The organism is Mycobacterium sp. M23085, from assembly GCF_045343915.1.
Taxonomy (GTDB): domain Bacteria; phylum Actinomycetota; class Actinomycetes; order Mycobacteriales; family Mycobacteriaceae; genus Mycobacterium.
The window spans coordinates 3,895,036-3,918,518 of sequence record NZ_CP174280.1; the positions used below are offsets into that span (position 1 = coordinate 3,895,036).

Here is a 23,483-nt window from a genome sequence, read left to right on the forward strand (position 1 = left end):
GAACGGGCTGGTGGCGGGTTGCGCGGGTCAGGAGGACCGAAGGTGGCGCTCACCGTGGAACGGTTCGACCACATTGTCCTGAATTGTCGCGACGTCGAGGCCACCGCCGCGTGGTACGAGCGGGTGCTGGGCATGCGGCGCGAGACGTTCGGGCCGTCGCAGCGAACGGCGTTGCGCTTCGGGGATCAGAAGATCAACCTGCGACCTGTCGGCGCCTTGGCCGGCGATCCCGATTGGTTCACCGGGGCGGTCGAGGCCGCCGGTTCCGAAGACCTGTGCTTCATCACCCGCGCCAGTCCGGATGACGTTCGCGCCCACCTCGCGGCGTGTGGCGTGGACGTGATCGCGGGGCCGGTGACCAAGATGGGCGCGCTGGGCGAGATGACCTCGCACTACTGCCGGGACATCGACGGGAACCTGATCGAGATCGCCGTTTACTGAGGATCGGTCAGCGGATACAGAGCTGGAAGGTTGATCACGATGGCCTCTTGGCTGCTGCGGGCGATCACCACCTCGGCGGTGGTGTCGGGATCGGGGTTCTCCTCCCGGTGCGGCAGGTACGGCGGGATGAAGACGTAATCGCCGGGCGCGGCGGCGATGCGCACCTCTCCGGTCCCGTCATGAAACACGAACTCCGGATTGCCGCTTCGTACATAGATGGCGGTTTCCGAGTCACCGTGATGGTGATTGTCCGAAGCCGATTGCGGCGACGCGTGCGTCTCGCCCATCCACAGCTTCTCCGCGCCGACCGAGCTGCCGGACAGGGCGGCGAAGCGTCGTAACCCCTCCGATTGTGCTGTGTCGGAGCTGATCTCCGACGCCTTGATGTGGCGCACCCGGTTGCGCGCGGCGGGCGCCGCCGTGTCGTCGAAGTCTGGATGGAATCCGTCTGTGGTGGCCATGGGTCAAGTATCGTCCGAGGCTTCCCGATACGCTTCGAGCAATCTGAGCCACAGCTCGCTGATAGTGGGAAAGCACGGCACGGCGTGCCACAACCGGTCGACGGGCACCTGCCCGGCGATGGCAACGGTGGCCGAGTGCAGCAGTTCGGTCACACCGGGGCCGACCATGGTGACACCGAGCAGGTGGCCCCGGTCCTGGTCGACCACCATGCGCGCGCGGCCCATGTAGCCGTCGGCATAAAGCTTGGCCCCCGTCACGACGTCGCCGATCTCGATGTCGACCGTACGGACGCGGTGTCCGGCGTGCTGGGCTTGTTGAGCCGTCAGTCCGACGGCGGCGGCTTCGGGGTCGGTGAAGAAGGCTTGCGGTACCGCGTGATGGTCCGCGGTCGTCGCATGCGCGCCCCACGATTTGGTGTCCAACGGTTTTCCCGCCGCGCGTGCTCCGATCGCCGCACCGGCGATGCGGCCCTGATACTTGCCTTGGTGGGTGAGCAGCGCCCGGTGATTGACGTCACCCGCCGCGTAGAGCCAGCCGTCTTCGAGCGCGCCGCGTACCAGGCATGTGTCGTCCACCTCGAGCCAGTTGCCCGGCGTCAATCCGACTGTTTCCAGGCCGATGTCGTCGGTCAGCGGTGCGCGGCCCGTGGCGAAAAGTACCTCGCTGACCGACAACTCGGTGCCGTCGTCCAGGTCGAGTAGCACGTGGGAATCGTTTGGGCGGCGCAGCGCTCGAACCGATACCCCCACCCGCACGTCGACGCCCGCTTCAATGAGCCCGTGCTTGATGAATTCACCCACAAAGGGCTCCATCCGGGGCAGCAGTCCCCGTCCGCGCGCCAGCAGTGTCACTCGCGCGCCCAAACCCTGCCACGCGGTGGCCATTTCGACACCCACGCCGCCGGCGCCCACCACGGCCAGCCGCTCCGGGACCGCACTGCTATCGGTGGCTTGCCGATTGGTCCATGGCCTCGCCTCGGCCATGCCGGGCAGATCGGGCAATGCTGAGCGACTTCCGGTGCAGATGACCACCGCATGCCGTGCGGTCAAGGTCACCTGCTCGCCGTCGCTTTTGGTGACGACCACTCGGCGCGGGCCGTCCAACCGCCCATGCCCCCGGATCAGGGTCGCGCCGATCCCGTCGACCCAATCGGCCTGGCCGCTGTCGTCCCAGTCGCTGACGTAGCGGTTGCGGCGGCCGAACACACCGTGGGCGTTGATGGACCCGGTGACCGCATCCCGCGCACCGTCGACGCGGCGGGCATCGGAAAGCGCGATCACCGGGCGCAGCAACGCTTTACTGGGCACGCACGCCCAATACGAGCATTCGCCGCCCACGAGCTCACGCTCGACCAGGGCGACACCCAGTCCCGCGGCGCGGGCGCGCTCGGCCGTGTTTTGGCCGACCGGTCCGGCACCGAGCACCACGACGTCGACGTTTCTTTCACCGGCTGATGCCATGGCGGTTGATCCTTTCGCTTGGTGGCCACGGCGCTGAGGGCGCGCGCTGTGTTTTCATCGGAGCTTGATGAGCTGCTCGGCGAGCCCGCACAGATCCCTGGCGACGATGTTCGGCTGCGGCAGCCCGTCGACCGGCAGCAGGGCGTTGCCGCGCCGGGTGATCAGAGCCCCACTGAATCCGACGTTCTGCGCTCCGATGGTGTCCCAGACGTGGGCGGCGACCATCATGCAGTCCGCCGGAGCCACCCCGAGCGTCTCGCACGCGTATCGATAGACGGCCGGTGCAGGCTTGAAGACGCTGCGGGCGTCGACGCTGAGCTGGTGTTCGAAAAAGCCCGCCAGCCCGGAGTTTTGCAGTGCCGTGGGGCCATCCGGATTGGGTGGGGAGTTGCTCAGGGTCGCCAGCCGAAACCCGTTGTCCCGCAGCGCGGCAAGGCCATCGGCGGCGTCGGGGTGGGCCGGCATGGTGAGCAGCGCCGCCCTCAGGCGCGCCGTGTCGCCGTCGGAGACGTCCACCTGGTGGATGTCGCCCAGCATGCGCAGGATGCCCTGGCCCAGCACCGGGAAGGGCACGTAGTTGCCGGCCAGGGTGACGGTCATCGAGTACATGACGAGCTGCGCGAACCATTCGCGCAGCATCTGCTCGTCACCGAAAAGTTCGCCGAAAAGCGGTGCGAGGGAATCGATATCGAGCAACGTTTCGTTGACGTCGAAGACGAGGACGGACGGTGTTGCCATGGCTAGTGCTCGTCATTGTTTCGTTGGGGAATGTCCGGTCGTAGATACCCCACGAGGCACAACACAATCAGCACCATCGCGGCCACCGGCCACCGCAGGGCGACCAGCGCCGCCGTCACGAACACCCCGAGGGTGATGAACGACCTCATCTGCAGCAGCTTTCGCATCCGCGCTGAGACGTCTTCGTGGCTGGGTCGATCGACCGCCTCCCAACACAGGGCGAGGTAGGTGATGTTGACCAGGACGAAGACCGCGGCGTAGAGCGACACCGGCGCTGCGGCCAGCCTGCTGTCGGCGATCCACTCGGTGGTGAAGGGGATCAACGACACCGAGAACAGGTGCGCGAAGTTCGACCACACCAACCGCGGCGTCGCAACCTGGGCGTAGTTGAACAGGTGATGATGGTTGACCCAGACGATCGCGATGAACAGATAGCTGACCACATAGCTCAACCCGGTGGGCCACAGCGGCAGCAGGGCACGAAACCCGTGCGCGCCAGGCGGCCTGAGCTCCAGCACCAGGATCGTGATGAGCACGGCGAACACGCCGTCCGAGAACCCCCGCACCCGCTCGGGGCTGGTGTCGCGTGCCGCCACGCTAGCTCCTTCCCAGCACCTCATCGGTGTCGAGCCCACGATCCACGCCGTGCGGAATGACAGTCTGCCCCGGTTCCAGCTGGAGTTGCTTGCCGTCGAGGTACACGTCGATTTTGTCCGGTTCGAAGGACACCAGGTTGCGCACCCGCGCGACTTCGGTCCAAGCGTCGACATAGGACCACGCCGCGCGCTGATGGCCGCCGATGTCGTAGTAGGAGCATATTCCCTTGTAGGGGCAAAACGTCTGGATAGCAACGAGTTTGAGAGCCGACGCGTCGACGTCCTCCCGCGGGACATACCATCTGGGCGCAAAGCCGGATTCGTACAGCGCCAGCGGGCGATGTGTATCGGCAATCACCCGCTCACCGTCTCGGACCGCGAGATGCCGTGCAGTAGAACGTATGTCGATGCGATGGTAAGCGTCCGCGGCGTGTCCGACGATCCGTTCCTCTTCTTCGTAGAATGCGTCCATGGCACGCCACGCAAACGCCACCCTGCCGTCCAGCACCGCTGCATGGGCCGGCGGGCTGGTGTGTTCCCAGGCGCCGTGGTTGGTCTCGCGTTCTGGTGCCTTGACGGTGAACCACTGTGTGGCCCCGAGGTCGCGGTGCTGGGTCACCCGATCCTCGGCGAGCAACGTCTTCTCGTCAATGTCGCCTCGGGGGAAGTAGGCGACCGGATAGCGGCCCGGTTCGTGTAAGAGGATCACATCCTCGCTGTCGGCGATCCACCGATCCGCGAAGCGGACCCGCATCCGGCGACGCAACGGCTCGGCGAACAGTAGCCGCGGTGGCATCGGCTGTTCGGTGAGGAAGTGTCCAAGCGATCCGGCCGCGAGCGGGCCTTGTTGCCATGCCAGACCCATGATGTGGCCTCCCCTTTCGGATTCCCCTGCGCGGGTGGGTGGTGCGCGGAGGTGCATCACTGCATGACGACGACGAGTTTTCCCGGGGCTTCGCCCGTCTCGGCGACGCGGTGCGCTTCGCGGATGTCGTCGAACGAGAACACCCGTGCCGGTGCCGCGTGGAGCGTGCCATCGGCAATCTGCTGGGCGATTTCACCGAATGGCACATCGGATACCGGGAATCCGGGATTGCCGAACACGGGGCTGGCGAAGAAGCTGAAGCTCACGCCGCTGGCCATTCGCGCGAGCGGGTTGAAGTCGCCGATAGGTGCCAGGCCCCCCAGCCATCCGGCCAGGCAGGCGGTGCCGCCGCGGCGCAGCATGTCCAGGGAGTCGAGGATGGTGCTGTTGCCGACCAGGTCGAGGACGGCGTCGATGCGGTTGGCTTCGGCGATGTGGGCGGCGAGGTCGCCCCGCTCCACCTCGACACGGGTGGCGCCCAGCTCTTCGAGCATGCCGAAGCGTTCACGGCTGCGTGCGGTGGCGATGACCGTCGCGCCGGTGATCACCGCCATCTTCAGTGCAGCCTGACCCAAGGCCGACGTCGCGCCGCGGATCACCAATGTTTGTCCCGCGGTCAACTTCAGGTTGCGGTACAGGCACGTCCACGCCGTCGCATAGGTTTCCGGCAGCGCCGCCAGCTGCGACCACGGCAAATCGGATTCGATCAGCGCGACGTTGGCGGCGCGGACACGGGTGTATTCGGCGTAGCTACCGTTGATGGTGCGCCCGAGACCGCCCATCAGCGCCACGACCTTGGCCCCGACCGGGAATTCGCCTCCCGGACACGAGTCGACGACGCCCACACATTCGATCCCGCTGACCTCGGCCGCCTCCGCCCATTCCCCGCGGCGCATGTGGATCTCGGCGTGATTGATGCCAAAACCCTTGACCGCGATCACGACTTCGCCGTCTTTGGGCAGCGGCTTGGGGATGTCGGTGTAAACCAGGCTGTCCAGACCACCGAACTTCTCCAAGACGATCGCCCGCATGGTCGGACCGCCGGATTGCTCGCGAACGACCGCCGGTGCGCTCGGCAATCGGGGTGATTCGATTGTGGACATCCTGTCTCCTCAATCGCTGACAGGGGTATCGCTGGACGCAGCCGAACCGTGGCAACGAGCTAAGTGCAACCGCAATATTTTGGGCCGCATGACCCATTATTATGGGCGGGCCTACCCACTGTGTCCAGTGGAACACGGCGATCAGGCTTTGCGCCGACCACGAGGCGGCGCGGATCGCCGATTGCGGGGCGGCGGTCGAGTTCTGAAGGAGCGCACGTAGTCGACGGCGGCATTGACGGCGGCCCGCAACGGTTCCGGATCGCCCGTGACATGGGTGAGCATCGCGCCGCCCTGGTGTGCGGTGACCAGCGACACCGCCAGGTGCCGCGGGTCGGCGTCGGGGCGCAGCTCGCCGCGCTCGCGCATCGACTCGAGGCCGGACCGAAACAGCTCAATCCATTGGTCGTATCCGGCGGCGAGGTCGTCGTGTATTTCGCGGTCGGCCTCGATCAGCTCGCCGGCCAACGACCCATACACACAACCCCCGACCAGGTACACGGCGTCGATGTCGGACACGCAGGCATCGGCCCACGCCTGCAGGGCGTCGAAGCTGTCGAGTTGCGCGAATTGTGGCTGAGTGTGGAAGGCCCGCACGTCATTACGGCGCGCCTCGACGACGTGCCTGGTCAGGTCGCGCTTGTCGGTGAAGTAGTGCGAGATCTGGGATCCGCCCACCCCGGCGGTGCGCCTTACCTGGTCGACGCTCGTGTTGGCGACGCCCCGCTCGAACATCAGCCGGGCGGCGACCTCGATGATCCGCGCGCGCGTCGCCAGTCCCTTGCGGGTGAACCGCGGTGCCGGCCGGTCAGTCACGTCGTCACCTCCGACGGCCTCAGCCTGCTCGTCGCGCCGGCCGGCGTCCCCGCGACCGGCGCGTTGGGCGGGGCACTCGTTCGGCGCTGTCGGTGGCGAACAGGCGCAGGTAGTTCACCGCGAAGCGGATCGCGTCGGCGTGCGGCCACTCCTGTTGATAGGTGAAGGTCAGCACGCCACCTCCCTGGTGCGCGGCTACGATGACGAGGGCGAGCCGGCGCGGATCGGCATCGCGAACAAGCAGCCCGGCATCCTTCATCTGCTGAATTGCCTGCTCTAACAACTCGATCCACTGGCGGTAACCGGCGGCCAGCGCGTCGCGGGTGGTGTCGTCGGTCTTCGCCAGCTGGGCGGTGAGTGCGTGATAGGTGGGAGTGCCGAAATAGCCGATGCGCCGCAGGTAGCGCATGTTGAGGTCGATCCATCGCTCGAAGTCGTCGAACGAACTCAGGTCCCGAAGCGTGGGCTGGCGGTGAAAGTCCAGGACCACGCCGATCTGGCGCCGGATCACCGCGCGGATCAGCGCCGCCTTGTCGGCGAAATAGTGGGCGAGCTGTGAGCCGCTGACCGACGCCGCGCGGCGCACGTTGTCCATGTTGGACGCGGACAGTCCCTCGGTGACGATCAGCTGGGCAGCTGCCTGCACGATCCGGTCGCGGGTGGCCCGCCCCTTGACGGTCAACCGTTGTTCGTCGTGAACATCGGGATGGGCCATCGCGCCAGGCTAACCCGGGAGCGCCCCCATTTTTGGGATCTCCAGCCCATACATCAGGTCAGGCCGCGACTCGTTCGGCGAGGAAGCCCCGGATCAGCCGGGCGACCTCGTCGCCCGCGGACTCCAGGAGGAAGTGGCCGCCGTCGAGCAGATGGATCTCGGCATCGGGGAGGTCGTCGGCGAACGCCTCGGCGCCGGCCGGGCCGAAGATCTCGTCGCCGCGGCCCCACACTGCGAGCAGCGGCACCCGGCTGGCGCGGAAGTATTCGTGCAGGCGGGGATACAGGGGAACGTTGGTGGCGTAATCGCGAAACAGTTGCAGCTGCACCAGGTCGTTACCGGGCCGGGAGAGCAATGCGTAGTCGTGATGCCAGGATTCGGGATCGACCAGGGTCTCGTCGGCCACGCCGGTGACGTACTGCCAGCGGGTGGCGTCGAGGGTGAGGAACTGCCGCACCGGCGCCTCGGTGGCCGGCGTCTGCTCCTGTTGGTACGCCTGCACGACCTTCCAGAAGCTCTCGACGAATCCCGCGTCATAGCCGTTGCCGTTCTGGCTGATGATCGCTGTAATGGCGGCCGGGTCGCGCAGCGCAAGCCGCCAGCCGATCGGTGCGCCGTAGTCATGGACGTACATGGCGTAGCTGTCGACGCCCAGCGTCCCCAGCAGGCCCGCCGTGAGGTCGGTCAGCGCGTCGAATGTGTAGTCGAACTCGCCGACGGGTGGAGCGTCGGACAGCCCGAAACCGAGGTGATCCGGCGCAACGACGTGGTACTGGTCTGCGAGGGCCGGAATCAGGTGGCGGAACATGTACGAGCTGGTGGGAAACCCGTGCAGGAGAACCACCGCGGGGGCGGCGGGGTCCCCGGCCTCCCGGTAGAAGAGCCGATGGCCGTCGATGGTGGCGTATCGGTGATGAACGGCAGGCATGGCATTCCTCCTGACTCAATGCATTTCAGCATCGTGCGCCGCGGTGACGTCCGATGGAGGTGCGCGGAGCACAGAGTGCAGATTTATGGGTTGTACGACCCAGTATGCACGGAATAGGCATCGCGCAATAGTCCGCGAAACAGACATGTTGCCGAGCGCGCCGGGCTGCCATATTCTGGGCGGACGATCCCAGTTGATGGCTCGCTCGATGCGGGCCAGTTCGAGGTGACGCAGTGGGCAGGCTCGTTTCGGTGAACGTGGGCTTGCCCAAACACGTGCACTGGCGGGATAAAGTCATCTACACCGGGATCTGGAAGACCCCCGTCAAGGGACCGGTCATGGTGCGCCGGCTGAACATCGAGGGCGACGGCCAGGGCGATCTGGCCGGGCATGGTGGCGAGCAACGCGCCGTCATGGTGTATCAGAGCGAGTCCTACACCTTCTGGAAGACCTACCTGGGTCGCGACGACCTGCAACCCGGACACTTCGGCGAGAACTTCACCGTCACCGGGCTTGCCGACGACGACGTGTGCATCGGGGATCGCTATCGGATCGGCGACGCCGAGTTCGAGGTCACCCAGCCGCGTGTCACCTGCTTCCGGGTCGGCGTTCGCCTCGACGAGCCCGACATGCCCAATCTGCTTGTCTCTCAGCATCGCCCGGGCTTTTACTTCCGGGTGATCACCGAGGGCCACGTGCGGGCCGGCGACGACATCGTGCGCACCCGCCGTGGCCGCCACGAACTCACCGTCGCCGACGTCGACGCCCTGCTCTACCTGCCCGACCGCAGCGTCGAAACTCTGCGCAGGGCCGTCGACGTTCCGGCGCTCAGCCCGGGCTGGCAACAGTCTTTTCACGACCTGCTGGCCGAACGCGACGGCACCGCATCCGAAATGGCACCAGACCAACCGGGATGGGAAGGATTCCGCGACTTACGCGTCACCGAAACCCGCCGAGAGAGTTCGCAAGTGCTCTCGATCAGGCTCGAGACCGACGACCGGAGCCCACTGCCGTCGGCCCGTCCGGGCCAATACCTGACGGTCAAGGTCACGGGTGCCGGCAAGCCCGCGCCGTTGCGCAGTTACTCCCTGTCCGATGATTCCACGGCCGGCTCCTACCGGATCAGCGTCAAGCGCGAGGATCACGGTGTGGTGAGCCGCTGGCTGCACGCCCACATCCAGCCGGGGTCGGTGCTAGCGGCGGCCGCCCCGCGCGGCGACTTCTACCTCGCCGATGACACCGGCCCGGTCGTCCTGTTCTCCGCCGGCATCGGGGCGACGCCGGTCCTGGCGATGCTGCACGCGTTGTCGGCGGCGGCGAGTCGCCGCGACATCTGGTGGCTGCACACCACGCGTAATCGCGAATCCCAGTCCTTCGCAGACGAAGTCACGGCGCTCATCGCGTCGCTGCCACACGCCGAGCAGCGCGTCTTCTACACCGCAACGCAGGGCCGGCTGGGCGGGGACTCCATTGCGGCATTGGGCCTGCCCACACATGCCACCGTGTACCTGTGCGGTCCAACACAATTCATGGCCGATATGCGTAACCACTTGACCGCCATCGGATTCGACCCCGCCCGCATCCACAGCGAGCTGTTCGGCGCGCTGCCGGTGATCAACCCGGGCATCGTCGAGGGCGCGGAGCGCAAACCGCCGCACCGGCCGGTCGGCCCGCCGGGCATCGGCCCCGCGGTCACCTTCGCGCGCAGCGGATTAACGGTCGACTGGTCACCACGCTATCGGAGCATCCTCGACCTGGCCGAGGCCTGCGACGTCCCCACCCGCTTTTCCTGCCGAAGCGGAGTGTGTCACATCTGCGTTACCGGAGTTGTCGCGGGCACAGCGGCTTACCTTCAGCAGCCGCTGGATCCGCCCGGTGACGGGTCGGTCCTCATCTGCTCGGCTGCCCCGGAAACCGATGTGGTGCTAGACCTTTAGGTCGTCACGCGGCAATCGCCCGCTGGCCCCCGGTGGCGTGCAGAATGGCGCCGTTCACATAGCTGGACTCCGGCGAGGCGAGAAACACTACGGCGCTTGCGATTTCGCTCGCGTCGGCCACACGCCGGAGCGTGGTGATCGCCGCGATCGTGTCGAGCACACCGGGAAGCGCGTTGGCCCCGGGCGTGTCGGTCGGCCCCGCGGCCACCGCGTTCACCCGCACGCCCGACTCGCCGAATTCATCGGCCCAGACACGCGTCAGCTGATCCACGCCGGCTTTGGTGGCCCCGTAGATACCCGCCCCGCGCGTCGCTACCGACGCGGCCAGCGTGCTCACGTTGACCACTGCGCCGTGGCCCCGGGCGGCCATGCCCGGCACCAGTTGCTGTACCAGGATGTACGGTGCCCGCAGGTTGACGTTCACGTGTTCGTCGAAGGTCGCGTCGTCGGTGTCCGCCGTGGGGCCGAACGCGTAGATTCCGGCATTGTTGATCAGGATGTCCACCGGTCCCGCCTCGGCGGCCAACCGCCGGACGTCGTCGGCGATGTTGAGGTCGGCGGCGACGAAACGCGCCTTCCCACCTGCGTTCTCAATGTCACGAACGGTTTTGGCGCCGCGTTCGGCGTTGCGGCCCTGCACCACTACCTCGGCCCCGCGAGCGGCGAGCTGCAGTGCTATTTCCCGGCCGATCCCTGATGTCGCGCCGGTCACCAATGCGGTCGAGCCGGCCAATGTCGTTGCCATCGAAACCCTGCCTCCAAGAGAGAAGTTCGTTTTCTCCCCGGGTAAGCAGTGGCTCGCCGGTAATTATTCCTACGGGCTGAGCGGGACGGACGCCTCGGCCGTGTAGCACAGGAAGGTCAACGTCTCCTGAAGGTAGAGCTGCACGGTGTCCGCGTCATGGCTGGTGTACCCGATCGACACGTCGGTGCCGAGCTGCAGATCGAAGTCGCCGCCGCGGGTGGTCAGCACGAACGCGCCGTCGATGGCCGGCGCCCAGATGATGTCCCCGGGGACCAGGCGGTCGATGTGCTCGAGGATCGGATAGCCGTGTTCGGTCGTCTCGCTGACCCTCGTGTACACGTCGGCGGACAGCAGCACCGAGTAGGGGCCGTCGACACCGGCCAGCCGCAGTTCGGAGATCGCCTGGGTGATCACGTCGGGAATCTCACGCGGATCGGCCGGCAAGGTCAGCGACTTGTTCGAGCTGGCCGACCGGATGCCCTCGATGGACGCCGCGGCGTAACCTTCGAAAATGGCCCGGTCTTCGACGAAGGCCAGCTTCTTGGCGGCTTCCTTGACCGGGTCCCAGTCGGAGTCGTTGGCGCCGCGCTCGACGTTGTCGATCTCGTAACGTGACAGGGTGAACGGAACCCGCAGTCGGACAAGGGGTTTGCTTTCCCGCAGATGAGCCTCCACGCCGTCGGTGGGTGAGGCAACGTTGGCGAGTCGGCCGGTGCTCACCGCGGCGGTGACCGGGCCGCCGGGCTCGCTGACGTCGACGACCCGACGACCGGCTATGTGGCGTTTGAAGGTCCGCGTCGCCTCCAATTCGATGTCTTTCCAAGCGGCTTCGGTGACCGGTGCCAGGTCGCGGTAGAGGTTGTTCATGAGGTGGTTCCTTTCAGGCTGCCGATCGAAAGTGAGCCGTTCTGTGCAACAGGCGTTTCCGCCGCCGGCGCTGCGGGCAGAGGCGGTGGATCGTCCAAGAAGTCGAGGGTGGGGGAGAAGAACAAGCCGCCGGTGACGGCCGTGGAGAAGTCGAGGATGCGGTCGGTGTTGCCGGGCGGATCCCCGAGAAACATGTTGCGCAACATCTGCTCGGTGACTCTCGGTGTACGCGAATAGCCGATGAAGTACGTGCCGTATTCGCTCTTGGCGAGCTCGCCGAACGGCATGTTGTGCCGCACGATCTTCAGTTCGGTGCCGTCGTCGTCGGTGATCACGTTGAGGGCGATGTGGGCGTCGGCCGGCTTGGCGTCGTCGTCGAGCTCGATGTCGTCCAGCTTGGTGCGTCCGATCACGCGCTCCTGCTCGGTGACCGAGATCGCATTCCACGCCGACATGTCGTGCAGGTACTTCTGCACGTGCACGTAACAAGAGCCGGCGAAGTCGGGGTCCTCGTCGCCTACCGCGGTGGCACTGACGGCCAGCGCGCCGTCCGGGTTCTCGGTGCCGTCAACGAATCCCAGCAAGTCACGGTTGTCGAAGTAGCGGAAACCGTGCACCTCGTCGACCACGGTGACCGCACCGGACATCGATTTGAGGATCCGGTCGGCCAGCTCGAAGCACACATCCAAGCTCTCGGCCCTGATGTGGAACAACAAGTCCCCGGGGGTGGCGGGAGCGGTGTGCCGCGGTCCCCTCAACTCGGGGAAGCGATGCAGTTCGGCGGGGCGCGGTCCGGAGAACAGTCGATCCCAGGCGTCGGAGCCGATCGAGGCGATCACCGACAACCGCTTCTGTGGTTCGCGGAAGCCGATCGCGCGCACCAGCCCGGGTATCTCGGGCAGCGCGTCGTGCACCGTCGCCTCCCCGCCGTCGTCGATGGTCACCACCAGGAAGATCGCCGCGGGGGTCAGCGGCGCCAGGATGGGTTGCGGCTGGACGGGGGGCACTCTGAGGACCCTAGCGTGGCGACGGCGAGCGCCGGAAGCGGCGCGAGTAAGGAGCGCGCAATCCAGCCCCGCGTGGCGACGGCGAGCGCCGGAAGCGGCGCGAGTAAGGAGCGCGCAATCCAGCCCCGCGTGAACCGCATGACGGCGGACAGCGATGATGTTCAGCATGTCCGGCGGGCCTCGAAACCATGCGAAGTCCTCAGCGAATGCGCAGGGACTCTGCGATTTCATCGACGCCTCTCCGTCGCCGTTTCACGTTTGCGCCACGGTGGCCGCTCGGCTGGTCGCTGCCGGATACACCGAACTGCGCGAGGCTAAACCCTGGCCGTCCGAGCCGGGGCGCTACTTCACTGTGCGGACGGGCTCGCTGGTCGCCTGGAATTCGGAAGGGGCCGACGGGCCGTTCCGTATTGTCGGTGCGCACACCGACAGTCCCAATCTGAGGGTCAAGCAGCATCCCGACCGGGTGGTCGCCGGCTGGCGGGTGGTGGCGCTGGAACCTTTTGGGGGTGCGTGGCTCAACTCGTGGCTGGACCGCGATCTGGGAATCAGTGGGCGCCTATCGGTTCGGGCGGACGATGAAGACGGTGGCATCGCGCACCGGCTGGTGCGCATCGACGAGCCGATCCTCCGGGTGCCGCAGCTGGCCATCCATCTGGCCGAGGACCGCAAGTCGCTGACGCTGGATCCGCAGCGGCACGTCAACGCGGTATGGGGCGTCGGGGAGACGGCGCGATCATTCGTCGATTACGTCGCGGAGCGCGCCGGAGTGGCGGCGGCCGACGTGCTGGCCGCCGACTTGATGACCCACGACCTGACTCCCGCCACCGTGGTCGGCGCCGACGCCGACCTGCTGAGTGCGCCGCGGCTGGACAACCAGGCCAGTTGCTATGCGGGGCTGGAGGCGCTGCTGGCCGTGCCACGGGCCGGCGCCTATCTGCCGGTACTGGTGCTCTTCGATCACGAAGAGGTCGGGTCGTCGTCCGACCACGGCGCGCAATCCGATCTGCTGTCAACGGTGCTGGAGCGGATCGTGCTGGCGGCGGGCGGTAGCCGCGAGGACTATCTGCGCCGGCTGCCGGTCTCGTTGCTGGCCTCGGCGGACATGGCGCACGCCACCCACCCCAACTACCCGGAGCGGCACGAGCCCGGTCACCCGATCGCGGTCAACGCCGGGCCGGTGCTCAAGGTGCATCCGAACCTGCGCTACGCCACCGACGGCCGCACCGCCGCGGCGTTCGAGCTGGCTTGCCGGCAGGCCGGGGTGACATTGCAGCGCTACGAACACCGGGCCGACCTGCCCTGCGGATCGACGATCGGACCGTTGACCTCGGCGCGGACCGGCATTCCGACCGTGGACGTCGGCGCCGCGCAGCTGGCGATGCACTCCGCACGCGAGTTGATGGGCGCACACGACGTGGCCGGCTACTCCGCGGCGATGCGCGCGTTCCTTTCCGCCGGCTAGGCGCATAGGGTCTGCCGGTATGGCGCTCAACGTGGAGATGCTGACCTTCGACTGCGACAACCCGGTGAAGCTGGCCGGCTGGTGGGCCGAACAGTTCGGCGGGACGACACACGAGGTGCTCGCCGACGAGTTCACCGCGGTGGCCTTCCCGGAAGGGTTGCGGCTCGGATTCCAGAAGGTGCCCGACCCGACGCCCGGGAAGAACCGTTTGCACCTCGATCTATGTGCGGCCGACGTTGACGCCGAGGCGTCTCGGCTGACGGCGCCCGGAGCGGGCGAGGTCGGCCGGCACCAGTTCGGCGACAGCTTCCGCTGGGTGGTGCTGGCCGACCCCGAGGGCAACGTGTTCTGCGTGGTGCGTCAGCAGCCGTAGCTCAGTCTCGGCCCACAAAAACCGGGTCGTAGCGGATGACGTTCTCCACGACGATCCCGTCACGGGTGCGAACCCGGTCGAGGCCCCGGATCTGGAAAGGTCCGTCCGGGCCGGTGCCGTGACCCACATAGTGCAAGAACACCAGTTTCTCGTTCTCGGCGGCGCCGGGAACCGTCGCGCTGTCCACCACCTCAAGCCGCAAATCCGGTGCGGCGTCCAGCAATTCGGCTATCTTCGCCGTGTACGGCTCGATGCCTCGGACTGGCTCGGGGTCGCCCGGCCAGTAGCCGACGATGTCGTCGGCCAGGATGTCGAAACCGCGCGACATGGTTGGCGCCGCCCAATACGCGGCGAACACCTCGGCGCTGAACTTCGGCGCGGATTGGATGTCGGTCATGGTGCCTCCTTGCGTCGGGCGCTTCGGTCGAGCGCGTCGCAGCAAGCGTGTCTGGACGGCACGGGGCAAGACAATTACCTGCGAGGTCATCGCCGCCGCCGCCCGGGCCTGGTTACCGTTGCCTGGTGAGCCATGCGGCGGTTGGTGCCTTGTTGCGCGAATGGCGGATGCGGCGGCGCCTGAGTCAGCTGGATCTCTCACTGAGTGTCGGCGTCTCGGCGCGGCACCTCAGTTTCATCGAGACGGGACGCTCGCGCCCCAGTCCGGAAATGGTGCTCACCCTCGCCGACGGACTCGACATACCGCTGCGGGAACGCAACACGCTGCTGCTCGCCGCCGGTTTCGCGCCGCGTTACCAATCGCGCCCGCTCGAGGATCCCGCACTCTCCCCGGCTCGCGACGCGGTGCAACGCCTGCTCGATGCGCATGACCCCTACCCGGGCATCCTCATCGACCGGTGCTGGAACATCATGGGCACCAACGCCGCAGCCTCCGCGCTGACCGCCGGCCTGCCCGAGGAGCTGCTGGGTCCGCCGGCCAACGTCTACCGGCTGTGCCTGCACCCCGACGGCCTGGCCGGACGAACCCTGAATTTCCCGGACTGGGCGGGCTACCTGCTGCACCAGTTGCGGCGCACCGTCGCGCTCACCGGCGACCCGGGATTGGCGGCGCTCGACAAGGAGGTACGCGACTACCCGGGGGTGGCGGCGGCGGCCGAAGCCCGCCGCACGTCCCCGGATAGCGCCTCGCTGCTCATTCCGTTCGTCCTCGACGTCGGCGGGGGGCGACGGTTGTCGATGTTCACGACGCTGACGACGTTCGGGACGCCGCTGGAGGTCACCCTCGCCGAACTGGCCGTCGAATTGTTCTACCCGGCCGACGCCGAAAGCGCGGATCTGCTGCGCGGCGGATAGGTCCCGCCTTGCCTGATGGGGCAGCGAAAGCGCCTGCACGCCGGCCCGCCCTAGACTGTCTGGCGTGACTGTCTCCGGGACGAGTGCGCGCACCCAGGCCATCGACACCGTCGAGCACGCCGCCACCACTCCCGACGAACCGCAACCTTTCGCCGAGCTGGGCCTCAAAGACGACGAGTACCAGCGCATCCGCGAGATCCTCGGTCGCCGGCCCACCGACACCGAGCTGGCGATGTACTCGGTGATGTGGAGCGAGCACTGCTCCTACAAGTCGTCCAAGGTGCACCTGCGCTACTTCGGCGCGACGACCACCGACGAAATGCGCGCCGGCATGCTGGCCGGCATCGGCGAGAACGCCGGCGTCGTCGACATCGGCGACGGCTGGGCCGTCACCTTCAAAGTCGAGTCGCACAACCACCCCTCCTACGTCGAGCCCTACCAGGGTGCGGCCACCGGCGTCGGCGGCATCGTCCGCGACATCATGGCGATGGGCGCGCGACCGGTGGCCGTGATGGACCAGCTGCGGTTCGGCGCGGCCGACGCGCCGGACACCCGACGCGTGCTCGACGGCGTGGTGCGCGGCATCGGCGGCTACGGCAACTCGTTGGGCCTGCCCAACATCGGCGGCGAGACCGTCTTCGACGCGTGTTACGCCGGCAACCCGCTGGTGAACGCCATGTGCGTCGGTGTGCTGCGCCAGGAGGACCTGCACCTGGCCTTCGCCTCCGGCACCGGCAACAAGATCATCCTGTTCGGTGCCCGCACCGGACTGGACGGCATCGGCGGGGTGTCGGTACTGGCGTCCGACACCTTCGACAGCGAGGGGTCGCGCAAGAAGCTGCCCTCGGTTCAGGTCGGCGACCCGTTCATGGAGAAGGTGCTCATCGAGTGCTGTCTCGAGTTGTACGCCGGGCACCTGGTGGTCGGCATCCAGGACCTGGGTGGTGCTGGATTGTCTTGCGCCACTTCGGAATTGGCGTCGGCCGGCGACGGCGGAATGGCGATCCAGCTCGAGACCGTGCCGCTGCGCACCGCGCAGATGACGCCCGCGGAGATCCTGTGCAGCGAGTCCCAGGAGCGGATGTGCGCCGTGGTCACCCCGGACAACGTCGACGCCTTCTTGGCGGTATGCCGCAAATGGGACGTGCTGGCCACGGTGATCGGCGAGGTGACCGACGGCGACCGGTTGCGGATCACCTGGCACGGCCAGACGGTCGTCGACGTCCCGCCGCGCACCGTCGCCCACGAAGGCCCGGTCTACCAGCGTCCCGTCGCCCGCCCCGACACTCAGGACGCCCTCAACGCAGACAGTTCGGCGCGGCTGCCACGACCGGCCACCGGTGACGAACTACGCGCCACTTTGCTTGCCCTGCTGGGCAGTCCGCACCTGTGTAGCCGCGCGTTCATCACCGAGCAGTACGACCGCTACGTGCGGGGCAACACCGTGCTGGCCGAGCACGCCGACGGCGGCGTGCTGCGCGTCGACGAGACCACCGGCCGCGGCATCGCCCTGTCAACCGACGCCTCCGGCCGCTACACGAAGCTCGATCCCTACGCCGGTGCCCAGCTCGCCCTGGCCGAGGCCTACCGCAACGTCGCCGTCACCGGGGCGGCCCCCGTCGCGGTGACCAATTGCCTGAATTTCGGCTCCCCCGAGGACCCCGGAGTGATGTGGCAGTTCTCCCAGGCGGTTCGCGGCCTGGCGGATGGCTGTGTGGCGCTGGGCATTCCGGTGACGGGCGGCAACGTCAGCTTCTACAACCAAACCGGTTCTGCGGCGATCCTGCCCACCCCGGTGGTAGGGGTGCTCGGCGTCATCGATGACGTCGGCCGGCGCATTCCCACCGGCCTGGGCACCGAACCCGGGGAGACCCTGATGCTGCTGGGGGAGACCCGCGACGAGTTCGACGGTTCGATCTGGGCGCAGGTGACCGCCGACCATCTGGGCGGGCTACCGCCCCGAGTCGACCTGGCCCGCGAAAAGCTGCTCGCCGAGGTGCTGCGTTCGGCATCGCGCGACGGCCTGGTGTCCGCGGCGCACGACCTGTCCGAAGGCGGCCTCGCGCAGGCCGTCGTCGAAGCCGCGCTGGCCGGTGAAACCGGTTGTCGCATAGTGCTTCCCGAGGACGTCGATCCGTTTGTGGCGTTGTTCTCCGAGTCGGCGGGCCGAGTGTTGGTGGCCGTGCCCCGCACCGAGGAAAGCCGGTTCCGTTCGATGTGCGAGGCGCGCGGACTGCCGGCGGTGCGCATCGGCGTCGTCGACCAAGCCTCCGACGCGGTGGAGGTCCAGGGCCTGTTCACGGTTTCCCTGGCCGAACTGCGGGAGACCTCCGAGACGGTGCTGCCGCGGCTCTTCGGGTGAGTGCTCGCAGCGAATCCTGATGTCCGCCAGGCCTTTCCGTCAGGCTGGTGCGTTGTCGTTGGCCGCCGCTCTGGTCGGCTGGAGTTTCGTCGGTCCGCGGTTGCCGGCCCGGTGGCGGACGGTGGTGCAGGCCGGCGTGGGCGGCCTGTCGGTGTTGATAACCCGTGCGCCCTTAGGGCTGGGCCCGTCCCGGTTACCGGCCGGCCTGCGGCTGGGGTCGCTGGCCGCGATCTCGACCGCGGGTGCCGTCGCCGCCACGACCCTGCTGACGCCGGTGCGCCGATCGATGGCCGACCGCGAGCCGCCCGCGGCGGCGGCGGACTGGCTGCTGCTGCGCATACCGGTAGGCACCGTGTGGTCGGAGGAGTCCACCTACCGCGGGGCGCTGGCCGCCGCCGGACGCGCTGCGTTCGGCGAAAGCGGTGGACGGTTGTTGCAGGCCAGCGCTTTTGGCCTGTCGCACATCGCCGATGCGCGCGCCACGGGTGAGCCGGTGGCCCCCACCGTGCTGGCCACCGGAATCGCGGGCTGGCTCTTCGGTTGGCTGGCCGACCGTTCCGGCAGCCTGGCCGCACCCATGCTGGCGCACCTGGCCATCAACGAAGCCGGGGCGATCGCCGTGCTGGCGCTGAACCCGTCCAACCGCTGACCGCGATCACGGATTGATGGTGTAGTCGCCGAGTTGGCGGCCCCACACGAAATCGACCGCGAGCGGCGAGCCGACGTCGAAGTGGTTGTAGGGCGCCATGCTGGCGCCGGTGTCCATCACCAGGAACGGAGCGGGCCACAGTTCTCGGGTGATCTTCTGCCAGCAGCCCGCTCGTCCGCCGGGGCCGCCCCTGGCGTTGGTGCGTGGCAGGTTTTCCGGCCAGATGTAAGGGTTGGGGGCGCCCGCGATGGCGCCGGAGGCGTGGGCGCCCAGCGAGTACCCGTTATCGCCCAGCGCGTTGTGGATTCTCGGCGCGACTTCATCGAAATTGTGGATGGTGCAGTAGATTTCCGGGCTGTACTCGTCCAACAGTTGGCTGCTGGGAACCAGGTCGGCGGCGCCCCGGACGAAGAACGGCCCGCTGCGGCCGAAGACGGCGGCGCCGGCGTCGCCCAATCCGGCGGCCGCCAGCAGCGCGGCGTCCAGATCGCGCTGCTGGGAGTCCAGGGTGCGCGCGGTGGTCACCGCGTGGTCGAGCGCGTCCCACAGGTCGGGTGATGCCTGCGCATAGATGTCACCCAGGGCCGCCAGCCGCCGAATGTCGGTGCGCAGGGCCGGCATTCGGGGGTTCAGGTCATCGAGGACGGCGTTGCCGTTGACCAGCGAAGCGCCGAACTTCTCGCCCAGCCCGGTCAGTGCCTGCGCGGCCGCGCCGAGCGTGAGGTTCACCTTGACCGGATCGATTTTCTCCGCGATCGAGGCGACCGTCTCGAAGAGCGTGTTGAACTCGGTGGTCACCGACGTCGCATCGATCACCATTGCCGGCGTGATGGATTGCGGCGCAGGGATGTTCGGCGCGACGAGCGCCACGTATTTGTTGCCGAACACCGTGGTGGCCTTGACGGCGGCCACCACATTGGCCGGAATCTGCCTGACGTATTTCGGGGTGATGCCCAGGACGATCTGGGCGGCCGGCTTGCCGTCATGCGTCGTCTCCGAAATGCTCGCCACCCGGCCGATCTGCACCCCGTTGTAGGTGACCTTGGAGCCGGGATCCATCACCAGACCCGCCCGCGGAGCCACCATCGTCAACTTCGTGTTCGGCGTGAGCTCGCCCCGAAATTGCAGATAAAGAAGCAACCCGATCAATCCCGTGACCACGATCGTCACCAGGCCGGCGATCGTGTACCGCGGCCGCGCCCTTGGCCGACGGGGCTCCATGATTTTGAGACCCTAGGGTATGCCCGCCCGCGACAAAGCCGATCCGGCGAAGACTCGGCAGGCCGTGTTGGCCGTGGCGGACTGGCTGCGTGACGAATCCCATCCGGCGCCCGACCGGCAGGAATTGGCGACGGCCGTGCGGCTGACCGCCCGCACCCTGGCCGCCGTGGCGCCCGGGCGCAGCGTGGAGCTGCGCATCCCGCCGTTCGTCGCGGTGCAGTGCATCGCCGGACCCACCCACACCCGGGGCACGCCGCCCAACGTGGTGGAAACCGAACCGCGGACCTGGCTGCTGCTGGCCACCGGCAAGCTGTCCTTCGCCGACGCTCGGCGCACCGGTGCCCTGCGCCTTTCCGGCGCGCGAGCCGGTGAGATTGAACACTGCCTGCCCCTGTTCGATGTCAGCGAAACATAAGCCTGAACTGCAGGTTTAGGCATGTGCCGGGCGAATTCATCGGCCAACACGCCCGGCGGATTCGTCGGCGCGTCCCCGGTGCCCGTAGACTCCGTTACGTCACCAACCGTTCCCCGGGGAGCTGCCTAATCGTGACCGTCCACGAACCCGAAGAGGACTTCAACGCGCCCCGTGAAGAATGCGGTGTATTCGGGGTCTGGGCCCCGGGCGAGGACGTCGCCAAACTCACCTATTACGGCTTGTACGCGCTACAGCATCGCGGCCAGGAAGCCGCCGGCATCGCGGTCGCCGACGGATCCCAGGTGCTGGTCTTCAAGGACCTCGGCCTGGTCAGCCAGGTATTCGACGAGCAGACGCTGGGCGCCATGCAGGGCCACGTCGCCATCGGCCACTGCCGCTATTCGACCACCGGCGACACCACCTGGGAGAACGCCCAGCCGGTGTTTCGCAACACCGCGGCCGGCACCGGGGTCGCGTTGGGACACAACGGGAACCTGGTCAACACCGCCGAGCTCGCCGCCCGCGCCCGCGACGAGGGGCTGATCGCCAAGCGGGCCCCGGCGCCGGCGACGACGGACTCCGACATCTTGGGCGCGCTGCTGGCCCACGGCGCGGCGGACGCCACCCTGGAGCAGGCGGCGCTGGACCTGCTGCCGACCGTGCGCGGCGCCTTCTGCCTGACCTTCATGGACGAGAACACCCTGTACGCGTGCCGCGATCCGCATGGCGTCCGGCCCCTTTCGCTCGGGCGGCTGGACCGCGGCTGGGTGGTGGCCTCCGAGACGGCGGCGCTCGACATCGTCGGCGCCTCGTTCGTGCGTGATATCGAACCGGGCGAGCTGCTGGCGATCGACGCCGACGGCGTCCGCTCCACGCGGTTCGCCAACCCCACCCCGAAGGGCTGCGTCTTCGAGTACGTCTACCTGGCGCGTCCGGACAGCACCATCGCCGGCCGGTCGGTGCATGCGACCCGGGTGGACATCGGCCGCCGGTTGGCCCGTGAGCGTCCCGTCGACGCCGACCTGGTGATCGGTGTCCCCGAGTCGGGCACCCCCGCCGCCGTCGGATACGCGCAGGAATCGGGCATCCCCTACGGGCAGGGGTTGATGAAGAACGCCTACGTCGGGCGCACCTTCATCCAGCCCTCGCAGACCATCCGCCAGCTCGGTATCCGGCTGAAGCTCAACCCGCTTCGCGAGGTGATCCGGGGTAAGCGACTGATCGTCGTCGACGACTCGATCGTGCGCGGCAACACCCAGCGCGCGCTGCTGCGGATGCTGCGCGAGGCAGGCGCCGTCGAAGTGCACGTGCGGATCGCCTCGCCCCCGGTCAAATGGCCCTGCTTCTACGGCATCGACTTCCCGTCGCCGGCCGAACTGATCGCCAACGCGGTCGAAGACAAGAAGGAGATGCTCGAGGCGGTCCGGCACGCCATCGGCGCCGACTCACTGGGCTACATCTCGCTGCGCGGCCTGATCGCCGCCTCCGAGCAGCCCGCGTCGCGGCTGTGCACCGCCTGCTTCGACGGCCAGTACCCGATCGAACTGCCCGGGGAGACCGCGTTGGGCAAGAACGTTATCGAGCACATGCTCGCCAACGCCGCCCGCGGCGCCGGCCTCGACGATCTCGCGGCCGCCGAAGTGCCGGTCGTGCGCTGAGGGAACTCGGTTGCACGGCGACTTCAAGCGGTCGTTGCAACAGGTGGATTTTTTGACAGTAGTTCGTTGAGTGCTTCGGCTGGTGTTTTCCAGTCCAATGTTTGGCGGGGTCGGCCGTTGAGTTCGGCGGCGACGTTGTCGAGGATGCCCGGGCCGTGCAGGGACAGGTCGGTGCCTTTGGGGAAGTACTGGCGCAGCAGGCCGTTAGTGTTTTCGTTGCTGCCGCGTTGCCAGGGAGAGTGCGGGTCGCAGAAGTAGATGTCGATGTCGGTGGCTTTGGCGATGGCGATGTGGTTGGCCATTTCGCTGCCCTGATCCCAGGTCAACGAGCGGCGCAGGTGCTCGGGCAGTTCCGTCATCTTTTCGACTATGGCGTTCTGCACGGCCAGGGCGCCGTGGTTGTCGGGCAGATACAGCAGCATCACAAACCGGGTGGAACGTTCCACGAGAGTGCCGATCGCCGAGCCGGATTCGGTGCTGCCCAGGATCAAGTCGCCTTCCCAGTGCCCGGGCACGGCGCGGTCGGCGACCTCGGGTGGGCGCTGGCTGATGTTGACCATGCCTGGGATGCGGCCACGGCGAGTGCCGGGCTGATGCTGGGGGCGGCGCAGTGCGCGTTTGGTGCGCAGGCACTGGTGTAACTCGCGGCGCAGCGCACCCCGCCCCTGTACGTAGATCGCCTGATAGATCGCCTCGTGTGACACCCACATCTCCGGATCGTCGGGAAAGTCACACCGCAACCGCCGCGCGATCTGCTGCGGGCTGTGGCGCAACCGCAATCGAGTCTGCACCTCCCGGCGCAACCGGACATCTGTACCGAGCTTGCCGGGTTTGGGCCGACGCGCCCGCTGCCCGGCCAACCGCTCAGCGGCCAGCGCGTCGTAGTGCACCGTGGCCGTGGTGCCGCTTTGGCGGGCCCCGAAGCGCTGCTTGCGCCGATACCCCGACTTGCGACCGTCATAGCGGTTGCGCACGGTACGGTCCAGCTCCCGCTTGATCGTCGACGCCGCCCGACCCAACCGCCGGCCGATCGAACGCAACGACTCGTTGCGGCCCACGCCGACCTGGATCTCCACTCGCTCACGCTGGGTTAGCCGTGGCCTGGGCCCCGCAGTGACTCGTTTGCTCAATCGTGGCTTCACACCTCCACGTTGAGCGACCCAACAACACCCGGCGTGCTCCGACACGCCCACGACCGCAGCGGCTTCAGCAACACTGACACCAGCGCGAACCTGATCCCAAAACGCAGAAACCGTCGACGGCGGATACAAACGAGATCCCACAACACTCCTCACACAGACGATGTGTTGCATCGATCCCTGGAAACCGCCCACCCCTACAGCGACGTTTAA

At 67.5% G+C, this 23,483-nt stretch carries 24 protein-coding genes; 9 read left to right on the forward strand and 15 right to left on the reverse strand.

Features of this window, described 5'->3' with window-relative positions:
• Positions 1–42: 42 nt before the first annotated feature.
• The gene (locus ACIUM1_RS18265) at positions 43–441 is read left to right on the forward strand and encodes a VOC family protein (protein WP_406814028.1); all 399 of its coding nucleotides are present in this window, start codon (positions 43–45) and stop codon (positions 439–441) included.
• Here ACIUM1_RS18265 and ACIUM1_RS18270 read toward each other — a convergent pair.
• The 9 genes from ACIUM1_RS18270 to ACIUM1_RS18310 form a co-directional block, all read right to left on the reverse strand.
• Positions 435–902 carry a cupin domain-containing protein gene (locus ACIUM1_RS18270; RefSeq protein ID WP_406814029.1) on the reverse strand — a complete coding sequence of 156 codons (468 nt, stop codon included), beginning with the start codon at positions 900–902 and terminating at the stop codon, positions 435–437. The two genes, ACIUM1_RS18265 and ACIUM1_RS18270, sit on opposite strands and share 7 nt — an antisense overlap.
• 3 nt (positions 903–905) lie before the next feature.
• Positions 906–2,363 (reverse strand): dihydrolipoyl dehydrogenase family protein, encoded by a 1,458-nt coding sequence (locus ACIUM1_RS18275; protein ID WP_406814030.1) that lies wholly within the window; start codon positions 2,361–2,363, stop codon positions 906–908.
• Between the two features lie 54 nt (positions 2,364–2,417).
• On the reverse strand, positions 2,418–3,101 hold the full coding sequence (locus ACIUM1_RS18280) for a haloacid dehalogenase type II (RefSeq protein WP_406814031.1): 684 nt from the start codon (positions 3,099–3,101) through the stop codon (positions 2,418–2,420).
• A 2-nt stretch (positions 3,102–3,103) separates the two neighbouring features.
• Complete coding sequence (locus ACIUM1_RS18285) at positions 3,104–3,697, reverse strand: TMEM175 family protein (RefSeq protein ID WP_406814032.1); 594 nt, start codon at positions 3,695–3,697, stop codon at positions 3,104–3,106.
• 1 nt (position 3,698) lies between these two features.
• Positions 3,699–4,562 (reverse strand): DUF427 domain-containing protein, encoded by an 864-nt coding sequence (locus ACIUM1_RS18290; protein WP_406814033.1) that lies wholly within the window; start codon positions 4,560–4,562, stop codon positions 3,699–3,701.
• Between the two features lie 56 nt (positions 4,563–4,618).
• The gene (locus ACIUM1_RS18295; protein WP_406814034.1) at positions 4,619–5,665 is read right to left on the reverse strand and encodes a zinc-binding dehydrogenase; all 1,047 of its coding nucleotides are present in this window, start codon (positions 5,663–5,665) and stop codon (positions 4,619–4,621) included.
• Between the two features lie 141 nt (positions 5,666–5,806).
• Positions 5,807–6,478 carry a TetR/AcrR family transcriptional regulator gene (locus tag ACIUM1_RS18300; RefSeq protein ID WP_406814035.1) on the reverse strand — a complete coding sequence of 224 codons (672 nt, stop codon included), beginning with the start codon at positions 6,476–6,478 and terminating at the stop codon, positions 5,807–5,809.
• A gap of 19 nt (positions 6,479–6,497) precedes the next feature.
• Positions 6,498–7,193 carry a TetR/AcrR family transcriptional regulator gene (locus ACIUM1_RS18305; protein ID WP_406814036.1) on the reverse strand — a complete coding sequence of 232 codons (696 nt, stop codon included), beginning with the start codon at positions 7,191–7,193 and terminating at the stop codon, positions 6,498–6,500.
• A 58-nt stretch (positions 7,194–7,251) separates the two neighbouring features.
• Positions 7,252–8,121: an alpha/beta fold hydrolase gene (locus ACIUM1_RS18310; RefSeq protein WP_406814037.1), complete on the reverse strand. Its 870-nt coding sequence runs from the start codon at positions 8,119–8,121 to the stop codon at positions 7,252–7,254.
• A gap of 233 nt (positions 8,122–8,354) precedes the next feature.
• On the opposite strand from ACIUM1_RS18310, the gene ACIUM1_RS18315 reads away from it, so the two are divergent.
• Positions 8,355–10,058, forward strand: a complete 1,704-nt coding sequence (locus ACIUM1_RS18315) for an MOSC domain-containing protein (RefSeq protein WP_406814038.1) — start codon at positions 8,355–8,357, stop codon at positions 10,056–10,058.
• A gap of 4 nt (positions 10,059–10,062) precedes the next feature.
• Here the strand turns inward: ACIUM1_RS18315 and ACIUM1_RS18320 are convergent, their stop codons facing one another.
• The 3 genes from ACIUM1_RS18320 to ACIUM1_RS18330 form a co-directional block, all read right to left on the reverse strand.
• Positions 10,063–10,803, reverse strand: coding sequence for an SDR family NAD(P)-dependent oxidoreductase (locus ACIUM1_RS18320; protein ID WP_406814039.1), 741 nt, complete (start codon positions 10,801–10,803; stop codon positions 10,063–10,065).
• Positions 10,804–10,872: 69 nt separating this feature from the next.
• Complete coding sequence (locus tag ACIUM1_RS18325) at positions 10,873–11,670, reverse strand: family 1 encapsulin nanocompartment shell protein (protein WP_406814040.1); 798 nt, start codon at positions 11,668–11,670, stop codon at positions 10,873–10,875.
• Entirely contained in the window at positions 11,667–12,677 is a 1,011-nt protein-coding gene (locus tag ACIUM1_RS18330) for a Dyp-type peroxidase (RefSeq protein ID WP_406814041.1), read from the reverse strand. The genes ACIUM1_RS18325 and ACIUM1_RS18330 overlap by 4 nt, the downstream gene beginning before the upstream one ends.
• A 157-nt stretch (positions 12,678–12,834) precedes the next feature.
• Between ACIUM1_RS18330 and ACIUM1_RS18335 the strand changes: the two genes are divergently transcribed.
• Complete coding sequence (locus ACIUM1_RS18335; RefSeq protein ID WP_406817734.1) at positions 12,835–14,142, forward strand: M18 family aminopeptidase; 1,308 nt, start codon at positions 12,835–12,837, stop codon at positions 14,140–14,142.
• A gap of 19 nt (positions 14,143–14,161) precedes the next feature.
• On the forward strand, positions 14,162–14,515 hold the full coding sequence (locus ACIUM1_RS18340) for a VOC family protein (RefSeq protein ID WP_406814042.1): 354 nt from the start codon (positions 14,162–14,164) through the stop codon (positions 14,513–14,515).
• 1 nt (position 14,516) lies between these two features.
• On the opposite strand, the gene ACIUM1_RS18345 is transcribed toward ACIUM1_RS18340, so the two are convergent.
• Complete coding sequence (locus ACIUM1_RS18345; protein WP_406814043.1) at positions 14,517–14,912, reverse strand: nuclear transport factor 2 family protein; 396 nt, start codon at positions 14,910–14,912, stop codon at positions 14,517–14,519.
• 125 nt (positions 14,913–15,037) lie between these two features.
• On the opposite strand from ACIUM1_RS18345, the gene ACIUM1_RS18350 reads away from it, so the two are divergent.
• The 3 genes from ACIUM1_RS18350 (at position 15,038) to ACIUM1_RS18360 (ending at position 18,837) form a co-directional block, all read left to right on the forward strand.
• Entirely contained in the window at positions 15,038–15,826 is a 789-nt protein-coding gene (locus tag ACIUM1_RS18350) for a helix-turn-helix domain-containing protein (protein WP_406814044.1), read from the forward strand.
• 64 nt (positions 15,827–15,890) lie between these two features.
• Positions 15,891–18,188: a phosphoribosylformylglycinamidine synthase subunit PurL gene (gene purL, locus ACIUM1_RS18355; protein ID WP_406814045.1), complete on the forward strand. Its 2,298-nt coding sequence runs from the start codon at positions 15,891–15,893 to the stop codon at positions 18,186–18,188.
• Positions 18,189–18,207: 19 nt separating this feature from the next.
• Positions 18,208–18,837: a CPBP family intramembrane glutamic endopeptidase gene (locus tag ACIUM1_RS18360; RefSeq protein WP_406814046.1), complete on the forward strand. Its 630-nt coding sequence runs from the start codon at positions 18,208–18,210 to the stop codon at positions 18,835–18,837.
• Between the two features lie 6 nt (positions 18,838–18,843).
• Here ACIUM1_RS18360 and ACIUM1_RS18365 read toward each other — a convergent pair whose 3' ends face one another.
• Complete coding sequence (locus ACIUM1_RS18365; RefSeq protein WP_406814047.1) at positions 18,844–20,058, reverse strand: MCE family protein; 1,215 nt, start codon at positions 20,056–20,058, stop codon at positions 18,844–18,846.
• A 19-nt stretch (positions 20,059–20,077) separates the two neighbouring features.
• On the opposite strand from ACIUM1_RS18365, the gene ACIUM1_RS18370 reads away from it, so the two are divergent.
• Positions 20,078–20,473 (forward strand): sterol carrier family protein, encoded by a 396-nt coding sequence (locus ACIUM1_RS18370; protein WP_406814048.1) that lies wholly within the window; start codon positions 20,078–20,080, stop codon positions 20,471–20,473.
• A 131-nt stretch (positions 20,474–20,604) separates the two neighbouring features.
• Entirely contained in the window at positions 20,605–22,131 is a 1,527-nt protein-coding gene (purF, locus tag ACIUM1_RS18375) for an amidophosphoribosyltransferase (protein ID WP_406814049.1), read from the forward strand.
• Positions 22,132–22,154: 23 nt separating this feature from the next.
• Here the strand turns inward: purF and ACIUM1_RS18380 are convergent, their stop codons facing one another.
• A complete protein-coding gene (locus ACIUM1_RS18380) occupies positions 22,155–23,207 on the reverse strand; it encodes an IS30 family transposase (RefSeq protein ID WP_406814050.1) in 1,053 nt (350 codons plus the stop codon).
• Positions 23,208–23,483 lie beyond the last annotated feature (276 nt).